11 protein-coding genes are annotated in these 17,413 nt (G+C 75.3%); 4 read left to right on the forward strand and 7 right to left on the reverse strand.

All coding sequences use genetic code 11. The features are described 5' to 3' along the window. Positions 1 to 151: 151 nt before the first annotated feature. The 5 genes from E1284_RS27970 to E1284_RS27990 all read right to left on the reverse strand — a co-directional run bounded on the left by E1284_RS27970 (position 152) and on the right by E1284_RS27990 (position 11,235). Positions 152 to 853 (reverse strand): ABC transporter ATP-binding protein, encoded by a 702-nt coding sequence (locus E1284_RS27970; RefSeq protein ID WP_131943135.1) that lies wholly within the window; start codon positions 851 to 853, stop codon positions 152 to 154. Further along, complete coding sequence (locus E1284_RS27975) at positions 846 to 1,763, reverse strand: ABC transporter ATP-binding protein (protein WP_131943136.1); 918 nt, start codon at positions 1,761 to 1,763, stop codon at positions 846 to 848. The genes E1284_RS27970 and E1284_RS27975 overlap by 8 nt, the downstream gene beginning before the upstream one ends. Beyond that, positions 1,763 to 4,348: an FtsX-like permease family protein gene (locus tag E1284_RS27980; RefSeq protein ID WP_131943137.1), complete on the reverse strand. Its 2,586-nt coding sequence runs from the start codon at positions 4,346 to 4,348 to the stop codon at positions 1,763 to 1,765. The genes E1284_RS27975 and E1284_RS27980 overlap by 1 nt, the downstream gene beginning before the upstream one ends. After that, complete coding sequence (locus E1284_RS27985; RefSeq protein ID WP_131943138.1) at positions 4,345 to 7,698, reverse strand: FtsX-like permease family protein; 3,354 nt, start codon at positions 7,696 to 7,698, stop codon at positions 4,345 to 4,347. Before E1284_RS27985 ends, E1284_RS27980 begins: the two co-directional genes overlap by 4 nt. 171 nt (positions 7,699 to 7,869) lie before the next feature. Beyond that, positions 7,870 to 11,235 (reverse strand): FtsX-like permease family protein, encoded by a 3,366-nt coding sequence (locus E1284_RS27990; RefSeq protein ID WP_131943139.1) that lies wholly within the window; start codon positions 11,233 to 11,235, stop codon positions 7,870 to 7,872. A gap of 246 nt (positions 11,236 to 11,481) precedes the next feature. Here E1284_RS27990 and E1284_RS27995 point away from each other — a divergent pair, with 246 nt between their 5' ends. Next, positions 11,482 to 12,042, forward strand: a complete 561-nt coding sequence (locus E1284_RS27995) for a dihydrofolate reductase family protein (protein WP_131943140.1) — start codon at positions 11,482 to 11,484, stop codon at positions 12,040 to 12,042. 1 nt (position 12,043) lies between these two features. Here the strand turns inward: E1284_RS27995 and E1284_RS28000 are convergent, their stop codons facing one another. After that, on the reverse strand, positions 12,044 to 12,961 hold the full coding sequence (locus tag E1284_RS28000) for a helix-turn-helix domain-containing protein (protein ID WP_131943141.1): 918 nt from the start codon (positions 12,959 to 12,961) through the stop codon (positions 12,044 to 12,046). Between the two features lie 356 nt (positions 12,962 to 13,317). Here E1284_RS28000 and E1284_RS28005 point away from each other — a divergent pair, with 356 nt between their 5' ends. The 3 genes from E1284_RS28005 to E1284_RS28015 all read left to right on the forward strand — a co-directional run bounded on the left by E1284_RS28005 (position 13,318) and on the right by E1284_RS28015 (position 16,062). Then, a complete protein-coding gene (locus E1284_RS28005) occupies positions 13,318 to 13,671 on the forward strand; it encodes a YciI family protein (RefSeq protein ID WP_131943142.1) in 354 nt (117 codons plus the stop codon). Between the two features lie 50 nt (positions 13,672 to 13,721). Continuing rightward, positions 13,722 to 15,002: an RNA polymerase sigma factor gene (locus tag E1284_RS28010; protein ID WP_341770422.1), complete on the forward strand. Its 1,281-nt coding sequence runs from the start codon at positions 13,722 to 13,724 to the stop codon at positions 15,000 to 15,002. A gap of 127 nt (positions 15,003 to 15,129) precedes the next feature. After that, a complete protein-coding gene (locus E1284_RS28015) occupies positions 15,130 to 16,062 on the forward strand; it encodes a threonine/serine dehydratase (RefSeq protein ID WP_131943144.1) in 933 nt (310 codons plus the stop codon). Here the strand turns inward: E1284_RS28015 and E1284_RS41830 are convergent. Continuing rightward, the coding region (locus E1284_RS41830) for a DUF7824 domain-containing protein (protein ID WP_207923986.1) at positions 15,987 to 17,413 on the reverse strand (1,427 nt) is incomplete at its 5' end. The genes E1284_RS28015 and E1284_RS41830 overlap by 76 nt on opposite strands.

A 17,413-nucleotide genomic window follows, 5' to 3' on the forward strand; every position in this document is an offset into this window, starting at 1 on the left:
CAACCGGCCAGAACCGCCGGCCGGCCCCGCGACCGGCTCCGCCGCAGGTGGGACGGCGGCCACGGCATCCGCAAGATCAACGAAATGGGACAATGGGGACATGCCACCCGCGTCTACGTGGTCAAGAAGCGTACGGGAGTCCCGTTCGGGGTCAGCTCGCCACCCGGGTCGCCGGAGACTCCGTGATCACGCCGTCTTCCAGGTGGAGGACCCGGTCGGCCTCGGCGAGGAGGGCCTGGTCGTGAGTGGCCACCAGCACCGTCACGCCTTCGCTCGCCACTACCGCGCGGAGCAGGGGCATGATCGCGGCGGCGGTTTCGGAGTCGAGCTGGCCGGTGGGTTCGTCGGCCAGGAGCAGGCGCGGGCGGTTGGCCAGGGCCCGGGCGATGGCCACCCGCTGGCGCTGGCCGCCGGACAGTTCGTACGGGCGCTGCGCGGCGTGGTCTCCCAGCCCTACCAGGCCCAGCAGGACGCGGACGCGTTCGTCGCGTTCCGCCGGGTTCGTGCGGACCAGGCGCAGGGGGACCTCCACGTTCTCGGCGGCGGAGAGCACCGGGATCAGGCCGTGGGACTGGAAGACGTAGCCGATGCGGTCGCGGCGCAGGGCCAGCAGGTCGTCCTCGCGGAGCGACCCGACCTCGCGGCCGTCCACGCGGACGGTGCCGCCGTCGGGGGCGTCCAGGCCGCCGATCAGGTTGAGCAGGGTCGTCTTGCCGGAGCCCGAGCGGCCCTTGACGGCGACGAGTTCGCCTGCGGCGACGGTGAAGGACGCGCCGCGCAGCGCCGGGACCTCGACGGTGCCGGTGCGGTAGGTGCGGGTCAGGTTCTCCACGGCCACCATCGGGTCAGTCATCGGATTCCTCCCGGTCGGGCCAGACGCCGACGTGGTCGCTCTCCAGGGCGAGGCGGACGCGGTCGCGCATCTCGAGGGCGTTGGTGAACGCGGCGGGGAGCTGGACGCGGCCGGCCCGGTCGAGGACGGCGTACTCCTCGGCGGTGCCGCCGCCGCGGCGGACCTCGACGCTGGTGCGGCCGTCGCGGATGCCGACGGTGCGGTCGACGCGCTCGGACACCTGCGCGTCGTGGGTGACGACGACGGTGGTGGTGCCGAGCTCCTCGTTGACGCGGCGGAGCGCCTCGAAGACGCCCGCGGCCGTGGCGGTGTCGAGTTCGCCGGTCGGCTCGTCGGCGAGGACGACGTGGGGCTCGTTGGCGACGGCCACGGCGATCGCGATGCGCTGCTGCTGCCCGCCGGACAGTTCGGCGGGGCGCCGGTTCGCGCAGTCGCCGACGTCCAGCATGCCGAGGAGCTCGGCGGCGCGGGTGGCTCGCTCGCGCCGGGACCGGCCCGCGAACCGCATCGGCAGCTCGACGTTCTGCGCCGCGGTCAGGTACGGCAGGAGGTTGCGGGACGTCTGCTGCCACACGAACCCGACCTGCTCGCGGCGGAAGCGGAGCCGCTGCTTGGAGGTCATGGTGAGCAGGTCGGACCCGGCGACGCGGGCGACGCCGGCGGTGGGGACGTCCAGCCCGGACAGGATGTTCAGCAGCGTCGACTTCCCGGAGCCGGACGCGCCCACGATCGCGATCAGCTCGCCGGGGTCGACGAGCAGGTCGAGGCCCTGCAGCGCGACGACCTCGATGCCGTCGGTCTTGTAGATGCGGACGAGGTTGTCGCAGACGATGTGCGCGCCCTCGCCGTAGACGGGCCCGCGCTCGGCGGCGCGGCGCTCGAGTTCGGCGAGGTCGGGTGCGTTGGTCATCAGTCCCCCGTTCTCAGGGCGGTTCCGGGGCGGGTGTCGAAGAGGCGGTCGACGGCGACGGCCGCGGCGGCGGCGAGCAGCAGGGCGCCGGCGAGGCCGAGCAGCGCGGCGGCGCCCGGGGCGTGCGCGGTGACGGCGAAGCCGCGGGTGTAGGGGCGCAGGTCGACGACCGGGCCGGTGATCTCGGGGAGCATGAGGCCGAGCACCCAGCCGGCGCCGACCGCGCAGAGCAGCACCGGCGCGATCTCGACGAGCGCGAGGCCCCGGCTCTGCCGCCGGCTGAGGCCGAGGGCGCGCAGGTGGGCGATGGTGCGGCCGCGGGCGCGGGCGCCGACGACCAGGACGAGCAGCACCGCGAGCAGCCCGAACGCGCCGCCGATGAGGGCCCCGTTGCGGAACGTCTCGTGGACGACGGTCACCATCGGGTCGCGTGTCATGTCCCGCAGGACGTCCCGCCGCAGCTGGACGTCGCGTCCGGGCGCGGCCGCGCGCAGGGCCTTCGCGTCCACGTCGCCGGTGACGAAGACCTGCGAGGGGAAGCCCTTCTCGGCGGCGACCATCGAGTACGGGACGACGACGAACGCCGTGCCGAGGCCCTGCCCGGGGAAGTGCTCGATCTGCCCCGCGGGCTCGACCTTGATCGGGGTCATCCCGGCGCGGCTGAGGGTCAGCGGCCCGGTGCCCCGGGTCCGGGCGGTGAGCGGCGACAGGAGGACGCCCTGCCCGGACGGGATGTCCGGCACGTCGGGCGCCATCTTCCGGTAGGCGTCCAGGTCCACGCCGATCACGGTCAGCGGCGCCTGGTCCGTGGCGGTCGACGCCGTGCCGATGACCCGGACCCGGAGGGCGCCGGTCACGCCCGGCAGCGCGCGGATGCGGGCGAACGTCGCGTCGTCCACCGGCCCCGCCTCGACGCGGGCGTCCGCGCCGGTCTCCCACCAGGACGCGCGGACCTGGCCGTCCCGCAGCCCGGTGTCCACGGTGGCGGTGAACCCGGCGACGGTCGCGGCCAGCAGCAGCACGACGAGCGGCAGCGCCCCCACGAGGTTCTGCCGGGACGCGCGCGCGAGGCCGAGGAAGGCGACCGCGCCGCTGCGCCGCCGCAGCAGCGGCCCCGTCGCGCGGAGCAGGTACGGGTAGGCGCGCAGGACGAGGGCGCCGAGCGCCGCGCCGAGCAGCACGGGGACGGCGGCGACCAGCGGGTCGGTCCCGGCGGACGCGCCGCGCTCGCGCAGCAGCACGACGCCGATCACCGCGAGCACGGCCAGCAGGCCGTCCAGCACGAGCCGGCGCGGTGAGGGCCGGGCGGCGACGAGGTCGTCGCGCCGGTCGGCGGCCGAGCCGAGTCCGCCGCCGCGCTCCCGCGCCACCATCACGGCGGGGACGCCGAGCACGGCCGCCACCAGCGCGGCGGTCGCGTAGCCGGACGTCGGCTGCGGCGGCCCGACGTCCAGCAGCAGGCCGGCCAGGTAGCCGAGCAGGGCGGACGGGACGACGGCGAGCGCGGTGAGCCCGCAGGCGGGGGCGGCGAGCTGCCGGAGCGAGGCGCCGCGCGCCCGCATCGTGCCGAGGATCGGGCGGAGCCGCTCGGCGAGCAGCCCGGCGGCGAGCAGCAGCACCCCGGCGGCGACGGCGGCGAGCCCGCCGAACGCGAGCCCGAGCACGGACCGGGCGGTGTGCAGCCGTCCGCTGAACTCGTTCAGCCGGTCGTCGAGCGTGGTGACGACGTCGCAGGGGAACAGCCCGGAGTGTCCCCGGACGGAGGAGCGGAACGCGTCGAGGTCCTCCGCCATGGCGCCGGCCTCGCCGGCCTCGACGGCGCCGCCGCGGATCGGGAAGCGCCAGCTGTAGCTGAACAGCGTGTCGCCGCCGCGCGCGACCCGCGAGTACCCGCCGGCGTCCATGAGCGCGGTGCCTCCGTCGCCCAGGGTCCCGTCGTTGCCGAGCGACACCTTGACCGAGTGGAGCAGGCCGGGGCGCGTGAGCCAGAACGGGTCGGCGGCGTCCACCGGCTCGTAGATCCCGGAGATCCGGACCATGAGGCCGCCGAGGTCCATCCGGCCGCCGACCTCATAGCCCATCTGGTCGGCGTACTTCTCGGACACCATGATCCGGATGTCGCCGCTCGTCTCGGACGGCGGGTTGATCGCGGGCTCGCCCGCCACCATGCGGACGCGCTTCCACGCGGCGAGGTCCCAGCCCAGGTAGAGCAGCCTGGGCGCGGAGAACCGCCCCTCGACGACCATCTGCTCGGTGGTGACCGACGACTCCGGCTCCCCGGCGACCCCGGCCAGCGAGCGCGGCAGCATCTGCTGCCAGGTGACGGCGTTCGCCCCCATCGCGGCGTCGCCCGGGACGGCCCGCCACGCCTGCACGCCGCGCGCCTTGCCGTCCACCCGGAGATCGGCGGCGGGCCCGATGGCGGCGACGGCGGCGCGGTCGTACCCGGCGGCGGTGCGGGACGGGACGGCGACCGCGAGCAGCGCCGACAGCAGCGACAGCACGGCCAGCGCGGCGAGCGGCGCCCACTGGGCCCGCGCCAGCCGGACGGCCGCCCCCCTCATCGGCACGGCGGAGCGTCTCATCGGTCCTCCCCCACGCGCAGGCCGGCGCCGGGGTTCCGGCGCCGCAGCACCCGGATCACCGGCGGCAGCACGAGGCCGAGCACGGCCGCGACCCCGGCGAGCACGCCCAGCACCACGGGCCATTGGACGACGAGCCCGGCGGGCGGGTACGGCTGCGCCGACTGCACGCTCAGCACGACGTGCGGGACGACGAGCCGCGCCACGGCGAGGCCGAGGAGCGTCCCGCCGAGCAGGCCGAGCACGACCAGGTAGGCCTGCTCGATCGCGAGCATCCCGGCGACCTGCCGGGGGTGCACGCCGAGGGCGCGCAGCACCGCGAACTCGCGGCTCCGCTCGCCGGCGGTCACCGCGGCGTTGACGACGAACGCGATGACCGCGAACGCGAGCGCCGCGCCGAAGCCGAGCACGAGCGCGCCCTGCAGCGCCGCGCCGAGCGGGGCGTCGCGGAGTTCGGCGCGCAGCTTCACGCGGTCGGCGGCGACCTCGCCCCAGGCGGGATGCGCGGCGAGCGCGCGGGCGGCCGCGGCCGTGTCGCCGCCGCGCGCCGACGCCCACCATTCGCCGGGTTCGATGCTGTCGGTGGTGACGCCGGCGGCGGCGATGCGGCTCTGGGTGAGCGCCGGCAGGTCCACCAGGACGCCGGGTTCGCCCGCCGGCACGGTCGGGAGCGCGGGCGCGACCCCGAGGACCTTGATCGGCTGGTCGCCGTCCACCGTGCTGACGGTGACGGTGCCGCCGGCGCCGACCTTGGCGCGCCGGGCCATCTCCTCGGTGATGACGCCGGGCACGGCCGGCTGGAGGTTGGCGTTCCCGGTGGTGTGCACGGGTTTCCGGCCCGTGCCGATGATGGCGTGGACGGAGCCGAGCGGCGAGAAGCTGTAGGAGGAAGGGTCCGGTATCGGGTACTCGGGGATCGCGACGCGGGCGAGGGCCTTCCCGGCGTCCTCCAGGCTCGGGTCGAGCGTCCTGGCCAGGCGGCGGCCGTCGTCGGGGAAGACGTCCCAGCGGGCGCCGGCGGGGACCGGCGCGGCCCCGGTGCCGTCGCCGCGCACGCCCATGATGTCCAGGGCGAGCCGCCCCGACAGCGTGTTGTCCTCGTAGGAGTAGTGGAAGCCGCGGATCGACAGCGGGTAGGACGGCACGCCGCCGGGCCCCGCGAGGGACGCGACGTCCAGCGGGACTTCGTACTCCTCGCCGTCGGCGGGGAAGCCGGGCAGGGTCGCCCGCCGGGTCAGGCCGTGCGCGTCCACGACGGTCACCGCGACCCGGTAGCGGAAGCCGGCCGGCGGCTCGTAGTCCGCCGGGTTGTCGGGCGTCGGGCCGGTGCGGGTGAGGCTCAGGTCGAACAGCAGCCGCTTCGGCCTGCCCGGCACGGTCAGCGCCGGCGCGGCGGGACGGGCCCTGGCCAGCTCGCCGAGCCGCAGGTCGCGCCGCAGGTCGGGCTGGACGCGCAGCACCCGTCCGAGCTCCGCGGTGTCGGCGGCGAGCAGCGTCGCGGGCTCGTTGCCGAGGTCGGCGTCGGCGCGCAGCACCGCCGTCGCCGCCGTGACGCCGGGCAGCGCGGCGAACCGCCCGCCCTGTCCGAGCGCCGCCGGGCCGCCGCCGCCGGCGGTGCTGGACGAGGCGGTGGACGAGGTGGTGGCGGCGGGGGTGAGCCGGAGGTCGGCACCGCTCTGGAAGTCGGCCTGGTCGGTCTGCGACGTGCGCCAGGTCGCCATCGTCGTCACCGACAGCACCCCGACGGCCATCGCCATGACGAGCAGCAGCACGGGGCCGGCGTAGCGGAGCTGGCGCCGCCCGACCTGCCGGGTGCCGAGGACGGGCACGAGCCCGCGCCCCCGCGTCGCGACCCGCTCGGCGAACCGCGACACCCCCGGCACGATCCGCAGCAGCAGCACCCCGCCCGCGAGCAGTGCCAGCGCCGGGCCGGACACGATGAACGGGTCGATGCCGGACGTGCCGGCCCCCGAGCCGCCTGCGACGTCCGCGCTGCCGTCCGCACCGCCGTCCGCGCCGTACCGGGTGAGCTGCCAGACCGCCAGCCCGGCGACGACCAGCAGCGCCAGGTCGACACCGGAGCCGCGCAGGCCGCCGCGGCCCTGCCGGCCCATCCCGGCCTGCGCCTCGACGAACGTGCGGTTCGCGCCGCGCAGCGTCGGGATCGTGAGGGCGGCCGCGCAGGCGAGCGCGGTCAGCACCGACACGGCCCACAGCGGCACGAGCGGTCCGGCGTCCAGCCGCAGCCCGGACGCCCGCACCGCCGGGGCGTGCCCGGCGAGCCGCAGCAGCGGCCGGGCGAGCAGCGGGCCGAGCACCGCGGCGGGCAGCACGATCAGCAGCCCCTCCGCGATCCCGAGCCGGGCGAGCTGGCCCATGCCGAGGCCGCGGGTGCGCAGCAGCGCGACCTCGCCGCGCCGGTGGTCGGCGAGCAGCCGGGCGACGAGCAGCCACGCGCATCCGGCGAGCAGGACGAGCTGGATCACCGGGATCAGCATGGTGGAGCGTGCCACGAGCACGGCGCCGTCCAGCTGCGCGGTCAGCTCGGGGAGCTTGGTCACGACGGTGAACTGCGCCCCGCCGCCGATGTCCTTGAACGTGTCTCCGGCGCGCGTCACGCGGTCACCGAGCGGGGCGAGGTCGCCGGACTCGACACCGCGCAGGTCCGGCATGACGGTGAAGCGGGCGTCGGACCCGGTCCCGGTGAACTCGGCGGCGAAGACTTCGGGCGGCACCACGAACGGCCCGTACGTCGTGTAGTCGAGCCGCTCGACGCCGGTCGTGATGAGCCGGTCGTCCTGCCAGACGTAGAGCTGCGGGTCGGGGACGTCGAACAGCCCGACGACCCGGACCTTCACCACCGACTTCTCGTCGACGCGGCCGTGCAGCGTGAGGACGTCGTCCACATCGGCGCCGATGGCCTTGGCCGCGGCGCTGGGCAGCACCGCCTCCAGCTCACCGGTGGTCGCGGCGGGCCAGCGCCCCTCGGTCAGCCGCGCGTGCTCGTCGATGCCGGTGTAGGTCGCGAACGCCGTCAGCTCGGGATGGTCGCTCTTCTCCTGGCCGGGCAGGGTGTAGGAGTCGCTGCGGACGCTCATCGAGACGGCCAGCGGCACGTCCCCGTAGATCTGCTCGAGCGCCCGGCCGACCTGGCCCCGCACCTCGGTGAGGCCGTTCGCGGGGACGTGGGTGCCGATCGTCGTCCCGACGGAGGCGAACGTCGCGTCGGCCAGCGTCCGCCGCAGGCCCTCGCGCGTCACCGACCCGGTGTAGCCGACCAGCACCGCGAGGACGGTGGTGGCGAACAGCGCGGTCGCGCATGCGGCCAGGACCAGCGTCCGGTCGCCGGACATCCGCCTGAGTACAAGCCCCCGCCGCCCCACGGGAAGTCATGATCATTGCGATGGGTTGACCACGACAAGAGTCCGTGACCATTCTTTGATGTTTCGCAACCTTCTCGAAATACGGACAAAACGCCCTCGGTCCTCGACTCGTGAGGGCGTCTACCGGGGATGCCGTGCCGGTCACCTGTCCTCCCCCACGCGCAGGTCGGTGGCGAGGTTGCGGCGGCGGAGCGCGCCGATCATCACCCGCAGCACGAGGGCGAGCACCGCCGCCACGCCGGCGACCACGGCGAGCAGGACGGGCCACGGGAAGACCGCCGCGACCGGCGGGTACGGGCGGGCGGCGCGCACCCCGAGCACGATGTGCGGGACGGCGAGGCGCGCCACGAGCAGGCCGATCACCGTGCCGCCGAGCAGGCCGAGCGCGGCCAGGTACGCCTGCTCGACCGCGAGCATCCCGGCGACCTGGCGCGGGTGGACGCCGAGGATCCGCAGCACCCCGAACTCGCGCGACCGCTCCCCGCCCGTCACGGCGGCGTTCACCACGAAAGCGATCAGGGCGAACACCAGCCCGGTGCCGGCGCCGAGGACGAGCGCGCCCTGCAGGCCGGCGCCGAGCGGGGCGTCGCGGAGCCGGACGCGCAGCGCGGCGCGGTCGGCCTCGGCCTTCCCCCAGGCGGGGTGGGCGTCCAGGGCCCGCGTCGCCGGCCCGGTGCGGCCGCCGCGCACCGACGCCCACCATTCGCCGGGCGCGAGGGCGGCGGGGTCCGTTCCGGCCGCGGCCGTCCACCGCTCGGTCAGCGTGGGCAGGTCGACGAGCGCGCCCGGCTCACCTGCGGGGACGCTCGGCAGCGCCGGGGCGACCCCGACGACCTCGACCGGCTGGTCGCCGGCGGCGGTGGACAGGGTGACGGTGCCGCCCGCCCCGACGTTCGCGCGGGCGGCCATCGCGCTCGTGATGACGCCGGGGACGGCGGGCCGCAGGTCGGCGTTGTCCGACACGTGGCTCGGCGGCGCGGACGTGGCGGCCATCGCGTGGGCGAACACCTGGGGGACGATCACGCCCTCCCCCGCGTAGCCCCGCTGGTACGGGGTCGCGGGAACGCTGAACCGCAGCAGCCCGCCCGGCAGCGGGGCCGCGGTGGGGGCGACGCTCGTGCGGGCGTCGGTCGACAGGCCGAACGCGTCCCAGCGGACGCCCGCGGGCGGCGCCGCGTCCCCGTCCTCGCCGCGCACCCGCAGCAGGTCCAGGTCGAGCGGGCCGGCGACGGGGTTGAGGTCGTAGGCGTAGTCGATGCTCCGGATCGACAGCGGATAGGCGAGCACGCCTCCCGGTCCGGCGAGGTCGGCGAGGTCCAGCACGAGGGTGCGCTCGTCGCCGTCGGCGGCGAGCGGGGGCAGCGTCATGCGCTGGGCCAGTCCGCGAGCGTCCACGAGCGTCACCGCGGCCCGGAATGCCGTGAAGGCCGAGGACTCCTGCCCGCGCAGGGCGTCCGGGAGCGGTCCCGCACGGCGGAGCCGCACATCGAAGCGCAGCGTCCGGGGCCGTCCGGGGACGGCCACGGCCGGGACGGCGGGGCGCGCCCCCGCCAGCTCACCGAGCCGCAGATCGCGCCGCAGACCGGGCTGGACGCGCAGGACGGATCCGAGTGCCCCGGCGTCCACGCCGAGGACGGTCGCCGGCCGGTCGCCGACATCGGCGTCCATGCGCAGCACCGCGGTCGCGGCGGTGACGCCCGGCAGCGCGGCGAACCGCCCGCCCCGGCCGAGCGGGCCCGGCCCCTCGACGGCGTCCGGACCGGCCAGCCGCAGATCGGCGCCGCTCTGGAAGTCGGCCTGGTCGGTCTGGGACCGGCGCCAGGTCGCCATCGTCGCCACCGACAGCACCCCGACGGCCATCGCCATGGCGAGCAGCAGGACCGGGCCCGCGTACCGGAGCCGGCGCCGCCCGACCTGCCGGGTGCCGAGCACCGGCACGAGCCCGCGGCTCCGGGCGGCGGCCCGTTCGGCGATCCGGGACGCGGCCGGGAGCAGCCGCAGCAGCAGGACGCCGCCGGCGAGCAGCGCCAGGGCGGGCCCGGCCACGATGAACGGGTCCACGCCCGCCAGGCCGTCGCCGATCGCGGCGCCCGGCCCCTGCCCGGTGCCGGTGCCGGTGCCGGCCGCGCCGTACCGGGCCAGCTGCCAGATCGCGAGGCCCGCGACGAGCAGCAGCGCCAGGTCGGCTCCCGGCCCGAAGCCGGCGCCCCGCGGCGGGCGGCCGAGCCCCGTCTGCACCTGGACGAACGTGCGCCTCGCGCCGCGCAGCGCCGGGACCGCCAGCGCGACCGCGCACGCCAGCGCGGCCGGCACGGACACGGCCCACAGCGGCACGAGCGGTCCGGCGTCCAGCCGCAGCCCGGACGCCCGCACCGCCGGGGCGTGCCCGGCGAGCCGCAGCAGCGGGCCGGCCAGCAGCGGGCCGAGCACCGCGGCGGGCAGCACGATCAGCAGGCCCTCCGCGAGGCCGAGCCGCGCGAGCTGCCACACGCCGAGGCCGCGGGTCCGCAGCAGCGCCACCTCGGCGCGCCGGTGGTCGGTGAGCAGCCGGGCGACCAGCAGCCACGCGCACCCGGCCAGCAGGACGAGCTGGATCACCGGGATCAGCATCGTGGACCTCGCCACCAGCACCGCGTCGCGCAGCTGCCCGACCAGTTCCGTGAGCCGCGTGACGACGACGAACTGCGTCCCGCCGCCACGGGTCCGCTCCAGGACGCCCTGGGCGGAGGCCACGCGGTCGTGCAGGCGCCCGAGGTCGCCGGCGGCCACCCCGCGCAGGTCCGGCAGGACCGTGAAGCGGGCGTCGAACCCGGTCCCGGTGAACCGCTCGCCGAACACCTCGGGAGGCACCACGAACGGCCCGTAGGTCGTGTAGTCGAACCGTTCGACGCCGGCGGTCATCAGCCGGTCGTCCTGCCAGAAGTAGCCGTTGGGGTCGCGGACCTCGAAGACTCCGACGACGCGGACCTTCACCACGGACTTCTCATCGACACGGCCGTGCAGCGTGAGGACGTCCCCCACGCCGGCTCGGACGGCGCGGGCCGCCGGCACCGGCAGGACCGCCTCGATCATGTCACCGCCGCCGCCGTCCGGGCGTGGCCAGCGCCCCGCGGTGAGCCGCGCGTGCTTCTCGAGCCCGGTCCACGTCTCGAACGCGGTCAGGTCCGGATGGTCGCCGCCCTCTTGCCCCGGGAGCGTGTAGGTGTCGCTGCGCGCGCTCATCGAGATCGTCAGCGGCACCTCGCCGTAAACGTCCTTGAGGCCCCGGCCGACCTGGTCCCGGACGCCGGGGAGGCCGTTCGCGGGGACGTGCACGCCGATCGCCGTCCCCGCCGTCTCGAACGTCGCCGCCGCCAGCGTGCGGCGCAGCCCCTCGCCGGTCACCGACGCGGTGTAGCCGATCAGCGCCGCGAGGACGGTCGTGGCGAACAGCGCGGTCGCGCAGGCGGCGAGTACGAGCGTCCGGTCGCCGGCCATCCGGCTGAGCACGAGCCCGCGTCGCCCCACGACCCCTCATGATCAGGAGGTGCGGCGCGGGCCACAAGGCGGCGTGATGACTCCTTGACCGTTCGCGGACCTCCCCGAAATACGGACAATTCAGATATCGGTCCGCCGAAAGCGGCCATCGGCCGGCCTCGGATCGCACTGGCGGGAGCCGGGAAGATCCGGCGTGCGTAAGGATCCGGCAAACGGGGTGGCGCACGGACGTGCGGCGCGGGAGAAGGGCAGGACGACCGAGCCGCGGAGGGCGCCATGCGCAAGATCATCAATTCGACGTACGTGTCGCTGGACGGGGTCGTCGAGAACCCGCAGAACTGGACGGGCCCGTACTTCCGGGACGAGGCCGCCGCCTACGCGCGGGAGCTGCTGTTCTCCTGCGGCGCGCTGCTCATGGGGCGCCGGACGTTCGACGGCTTCTCGCGGGCGTGGCCGGCGATGGAGGAGTCGACCGGCGACTTCGGCGTCCGGATGAACACGCTCCCCCACTACGTCGTATCGGACTCCCTGAGGAAGCCGGGCTGGGGCGACACGACGGCGATCCGGCGGGCCGACGCCGTCGCCGCGATCACCCGGCTGAAGGAGCGGGGCGGCCGGGACATCCTGCAGTACGGGTTCGGCCCGGTGTCGCGGACGCTGGTGAAGCACGGCCTCCTGGACGAGCTGCGGCTGTGGATCCACCCCGTGTTCGTCGGGCCCGGCGACCCCGAGGACCTGCTCACCCGCAAGGGGTTCGCGGCCTCCATGAAGCTGGCGGACACCAGGGTCTTCACGACGGGCGTCATCATCGCGACCTACGTCCCGGCCGCGAAGTGACTCAGGCGCCGAGGAGGTCCCGCAGGATCTCCCGCGTCCGGGACGGCGGTTCGGCCTGCACGCCGAGACGGTTCAGGACGTCCCGGTAGCGGGCGATGTCGGCCGTGCGGTCCGGGTAGAGGGCGCCGGTGAGCTGCTCCAGGTAGACGACGTCGGGCAGTTCGGGCTCGGCGAACCGCAGCAGCGTCACCGGGCCGCTCTCGCCCGCGTGGCCCCCGGCGGCGAACGGCAGGACCTGCACGCTGACGTCCGGCCGCTCCGCCGCCTCGATCAGGTACTCGATCTGCGCGCGCAGCGTCGCGGGGCCGCCGACCGCGCGGTGCAGCACCGCCTCGTCCAGGACGGCCCACAGCTTCAGCGGCTCGGGGCGCTCGAACACGCGGCGCCGCGCCATCCGCAGCTCGACGCGCCGCTCGATCTCCTCCTTGGACGCCTCCGGATGGCGGGCGGTGATGAGGGCGCGGGCGTACTCCGGCGTCTGGAGCAGGTCCGGCACGTCCTGGACCTCGAACACGCGGACCACCTCGGCGCCCTGCTCCAGCCCGAGGTAGGGCTCGAACCAGCCGGGCACCACGTCGCCGTACGCCTGCCACCAGCCGGGCGTGTTGGCGCGGTCGGCGAGGTCGAGCAGCGGCTCGCGGACGCCGGAGTCGGTCACGCCGTAGAGGGTCAGCAGGTCGGCGACGTCGCGCTCCTTGAAGCCGACGCGGCCGAGCTCCATCCGGCTGATCTTGGAGTGGGAGCCGCGGATCTCGTAGCCGGCGTCCTCGGTGGAGATCCCGGCGGCCTCGCGGAACCGGCGCAGCTGCGCGCCGACCACCATCCGCAGCACGGTCGGCCCCGCGGCGCGCAGGTCGGACCCGGTGCGCGGATCGGGGACGAGGGGGACCGGCGCGTCCCGGCGTTCGGCGGGCCTCATGACGCCTTCCCTGGCGCGGGCTGCGGCACCGTGTCGTCGAACTCGGGGCCGGGCCGTGCACCGGCGTCCGGTCCTGAATCTCCCACGGAAACCCTCCTCGACGCGCAGGAAAACTACCTACGGGGAAGAAGTTACTCGACCGCGGGTCGCTTGCCCACCTGTCCCGATCATCCTGGTTTGTCAGGATCTGCTGCAATGTTCAGCTTTGTCAGCAGACTGCCGGGCGCTGACCTGGCAGGACTCCCGTTCCGGAAAGAATCTGGAAAAGATGTGCGCGGGACGTCGAATCGGCCTCCCCTTCTTCGACGCGTTGGCAAGCACCGGGGTTGACCCGGACACCGACAAAGGAGGCACCCATGCGGTTCCTGATGATGACCACGGACGCCGGCCCCGAGGACGCGGCGCCGGACGAGCGGCTCCAGCAGGAGATGGGCAAGTTCATCGAGGAGACGGCCAAGGCGGGGGTCCTGCTCGCGACCGGCGGGCTGGAGCCGTACGGCACCCGCATCACCTCGTCCGGCGGCAAGGTCACCGTGACGGACGGCCCGTTCACCGAGGCCAAGGAGGGCGTCGTCGGCTTCGCGCTCGTCGAGGTGCGCACCCGCGAGGAGGCGATCGAGTTGTCCAAGCGGTTCTACTCGATCGTCGGGGACGGCGAGGGCGTCATCAAGCAGGTCTTCGGGCCGGAGGATATGGCTCCCGGGCAGTGACCCCCTGCTGAGCTTGCGCGGCGGCCGGTGCGGGTGCTCTCATCGGCAGCGTGACGGCTTCGAACGCGCCCGGGGTCCACGCGAGCATCGACGCGGTGTGGCGGCTGGAGGCCGCGCGCATCATCGCCGGGCTCGCGCGCATGGTGAACGACATCGGGCTCGCCGAGGAACTCGCGCAGGACGCGCTGGTCGCCGCGCTCGAACAATGGCCGGAGTCGGGCGTCCCGGACAACCCGGGCGCCTGGCTCATGGCCGTGGGCAAGCGCCGCGCCATCGACCGGATCCGCCGGCAGCAGCGCCTGGAGCACAAGCTGGAGGAGATCGGCCGGGACCTGGAGACGCAGGCGCCGGCCGAGTTCGACATCCCGGACGACGAGGACATCGAGGACGACGTCCTGCGGCTGATCTTCACGGCCTGCCATCCGGTGCTGTCCGTGCAGGCGCGGGTCGCGCTGACGCTGCGGATGCTCGGCGGCCTCACCACCGAGGAGATCGCGCACGCGTTCCTCGTCTCCGAGCCGACCGTGGCGCAGCGGATCGTCCGGGCGAAGCGGACGCTCTCCGACGCCGGCGTGCCGTTCGAGGTCCCCGCCGGACCGGACCGCGCGGCGCGGCTGTCGTCCGTCCTGGAGGTCATCTACCTGATCTTCAACGAGGGGTACGCGGCCACCGCCGGCGACCACTGGGTGCGCACGGATCTGTGCCAGGAGGCGCTGCGCCTCGGCCGCGTCCTCGCCGGGCTCGCGCCCGGTGAACCCGAGGTGCACGGTCTCGCCGCGCTGATGGAGATCCAGGCGTCCCGGACACGCGCGCGCACCGGGCCGTCCGGCGAACCCATCCCGATCCTGGAGCAGGACCGCGCCCGCTGGGACCGCCTCCTCATCCACCGGGGCTTCGCCTCCCTGCTCCGCGCGAAGAACATCGGCGCCCCGCCCGGCCCCTATGTGCTGCAGGCGGCCATCGCCGCCACCCACGCGCAGGCCCTCGCCCCCGAGGACACCGACTGGACCCAGATCGCGTCCCTCTACGAGATCCTCGCGACCGTCGCCCCGTCCCCCGTAGTGGAGTTGAACCGCGCAGTGGCGGTGGGCATGGCACACGGCCCGGAGAAGGGCCTGGAAATCGCCGACGCCCTGGTGGACGAGCCGACCCTCCGCGGCTATCACCTACTGCCGAGCGTCCGCGGCGACCTCCTGGAACGCCTGGGCCGCCGGGAGGAGGCCCGCGCGGAATTCGAACGCGCCGCCACCCTGACCCACAACGCCCCCGAGCGCAGAACCCTCCAATCCCGCGCCGCAGCCCTGACCACCCCCGAACCCCCCACAGCCTGACATTCCAGCGTGCTCGTGGCTGTTCGGGCTCGGCGGGGAGGTGCGCGGCCGGTTCGGCATGGCAGGGTGCCTGTAATGTCCCAAAGTAGGTTGGGCTGCTGATGGAGACGCTCGGGAAGGGGACCTGGTGATCGATCGTCTGGACGTTGAGGCCGCGGCGCGGCGGGTCGCGGGGCACGTGCGCCGCACGCCGGTCACCGAGGTGGAGCCGGGGCCGGCGGGGCGGATGTGGCTGAAGCTCGAACTGGTCCAGCACACCGGGTCGTTCAAGGCGCGGGGCGCGTTCAACCACGTCCTCGCCGCACGGGACGAGGGGCGCCTGCCGGGCGCCGGCGTGGTGGCGGCCTCCGGCGGCAACGCGGGCCTCGCCTTCGCCTACGCGGCGGCGGAGGTGGGCGCGCCCGCCGAGGTGTTCGTCCCGGAGACGGCGCCCGCGGTGAAGGTGGCCCGGCTGCGCGCGCTCGGCGCCACGGTCGTCCAGGTCGGGACCCGGTACGCCGAAGCGCAGGACGCCGCGACCAAGCGCGCCGCCGACACCGGCGCGCTGTTCTGCCACGCCTACGACCTCCCCGAGGTCTGCGCCGGGCAGGGGACGCTGGGCCTGGAGATCTCGGAGCAGACCGGCGGCGAGGTCGACACCGTCCTGATCGCGGTCGGCGGCGGCGGCCTGATGGCGGGCGTCGCCGCGGCCCTCGCGGGCACCGCGCGCGTCGTGGGCGTGGAGCCCGAGACGATCCCGACGCTGGAGCGCGCCCTGCACGCCGGACGTCCCGTGGACGTGGACGTCTCCGGCATCGCCGCCGACTCCCTCGGCGCCACCCGGCTCGGCGACATCGCGTTCTCGGTCGCCTCCCGCACCGGCGTGCAGCCCGTCCTGGTCTCCGACGAGGCGATCATCGAGGCGCGCCGGCACCTGTGGGCCGAGTACCGCCTGGCCGTCGAGCACGGCACCGCCGCCGCGCTCGCCGCCCTCCGCACCGGCGCCTACCGCCCGTCCCCGGACGAACGCGTGATGGTCGTCCTCTGCGGCGCCAACACCGACCCCTCGGATCTCACCTGACCCAGGTGGGCGGCGAGGGCGCGGGCCTCGCGGACGACGTTGGACGACCCCTTGCGGGCGGCCAGGTTCTCCAGTTCGGGGATCGGGCCGTGAGCCCCTGACCAGCGCGCGGTCTTGAGGCCGAGGGCCAGCAGACGGTCGAGGGAGTTCACCGGCCGTTCGCCCGGCTCGGGGCACAGGACGGGCAGTGCGGCGGCGATCGCGTCCCACACCTGGCGGTAGGCGCCGGCTTCCGCCGCGCGGTCGAGTGCCTGGATGATCCGTACCGGGCGGATCTCGCCGTCCTCCATGAGTCGCCCGATGTGGCGGCCGAGCGCGGCGGCGGGCAGGTCGCCGCGGGCGGCCATGGCCCGCAGCGTCTCGTCCGCCTGCCCGCTGCGCCGTTCGGCGAGCTGGCGCGCCAGGAAGTGCGCGACGGCCTCGGCCAGCGGACCGTTCCCCGGAGTCAGCTCGACGAGCTCACCGACCCGCACCCCCTCGCCGTAGTAGCCGCTCCCGGGCATCAGGTGCGGCAGGACGTGCGCGGCGACGACCTCGGGGTGGGAGGGCAGCAGGTGCGGCCAGGCGTGCCGGTGCCAGACGCGATCCTCGGGAGCGGACCTGGGCGGGGCCGTGAGCACCGCGTCGATCAGCGGAAGCCCCGTCGGCCGGACGGTGATCACCGGCTCGGGCCGTCCGTGCTCAAGGAAGCGCATCGACACCTCGGGGACGGGCAGCCCGCCCTCGGCCAGCCAGTGCGCGGCGACGCGTCCGGAGGGCGAGGTCAGCGCGGCGGCGCGTCGAACGGTCTTCCGGCCGATCCCGCGCGGCAGCCGCAGCAGGGCCTGCTGGAGGTCGGCGGGACCGGGCTCGGCGCCGGCCGCCTCGAGCGTCTCCAGCCGTGCCACGAAGGTGGCCGGGGCGATGTGGCCGGTCCGCCGGGTCGGGGTGGCGAGCAGCAGCGGCGGCGGGGCCCCGCCCACGACGGCGGCGGCGACCTCCGCGCATCGGTGCAGGTAGAGATCGTGCGGGGCCAACCCGATCTGGAGTTTCGGCAGGCGGTAACGCCAGTTGGCGGGCACCTGCGCCGAGCCGGTCAGCAGGCGTGCGGCCGCGATGAGCCATTGCTTCGGCCAGTACCACGGCCCCTGCCGCCCCAGCTCGGGGAAGAGGTCCGCCTGGGCGGCGCCTGCGAGCACGGCGCGCACGTCGCCGGGGTTCTCGTGGAACAGCCGGACGAACGCGTCGAGGACCGTGTCGAGTACCGGCCAGTGGAGACCGGGGGAGGCGAGCTCCTCCGCCAGTTCCGCCGGCCGGGTGATCGGCGGCGGGAGCGGGGGAAGCGGTTCCGGCGGCGGGGGCGCGGTGAGGG

It is taken from the genome of Actinomadura bangladeshensis (assembly GCF_004348335.1).
Classification (GTDB): Bacteria; Actinomycetota; Actinomycetes; order Streptosporangiales; family Streptosporangiaceae; genus Spirillospora; species Spirillospora bangladeshensis.

Excerpts from the sequence above, each read along its gene's own strand:
- E1284_RS27970 (WP_131943135.1), bottom strand. The coding sequence starts at position 853 with ATGACTGACCCGATGGTGGCCGTGGAGAACCTGACCCGCACCTACCGC.
- E1284_RS27975 (WP_131943136.1), bottom strand. The coding sequence starts at position 1,763 with ATGACCAACGCACCCGACCTCGCCGAACTCGAGCGCCGCGCCGCCGAG.
- E1284_RS27980 (WP_131943137.1), bottom strand. The coding sequence starts at position 4,348 with ATGAGACGCTCCGCCGTGCCGATGAGGGGGGCGGCCGTCCGGCTGGCG.
- E1284_RS27985 (WP_131943138.1), bottom strand. The coding sequence starts at position 7,698 with ATGTCCGGCGACCGGACGCTGGTCCTGGCCGCATGCGCGACCGCGCTG.
- E1284_RS27995 (WP_131943140.1), top strand. The coding sequence starts at position 11,482 with ATGCGCAAGATCATCAATTCGACGTACGTGTCGCTGGACGGGGTCGTC.
- E1284_RS28000 (WP_131943141.1), bottom strand. The coding sequence starts at position 12,961 with ATGAGGCCCGCCGAACGCCGGGACGCGCCGGTCCCCCTCGTCCCCGAT.
- E1284_RS28005 (WP_131943142.1), top strand. The coding sequence starts at position 13,318 with ATGCGGTTCCTGATGATGACCACGGACGCCGGCCCCGAGGACGCGGCG.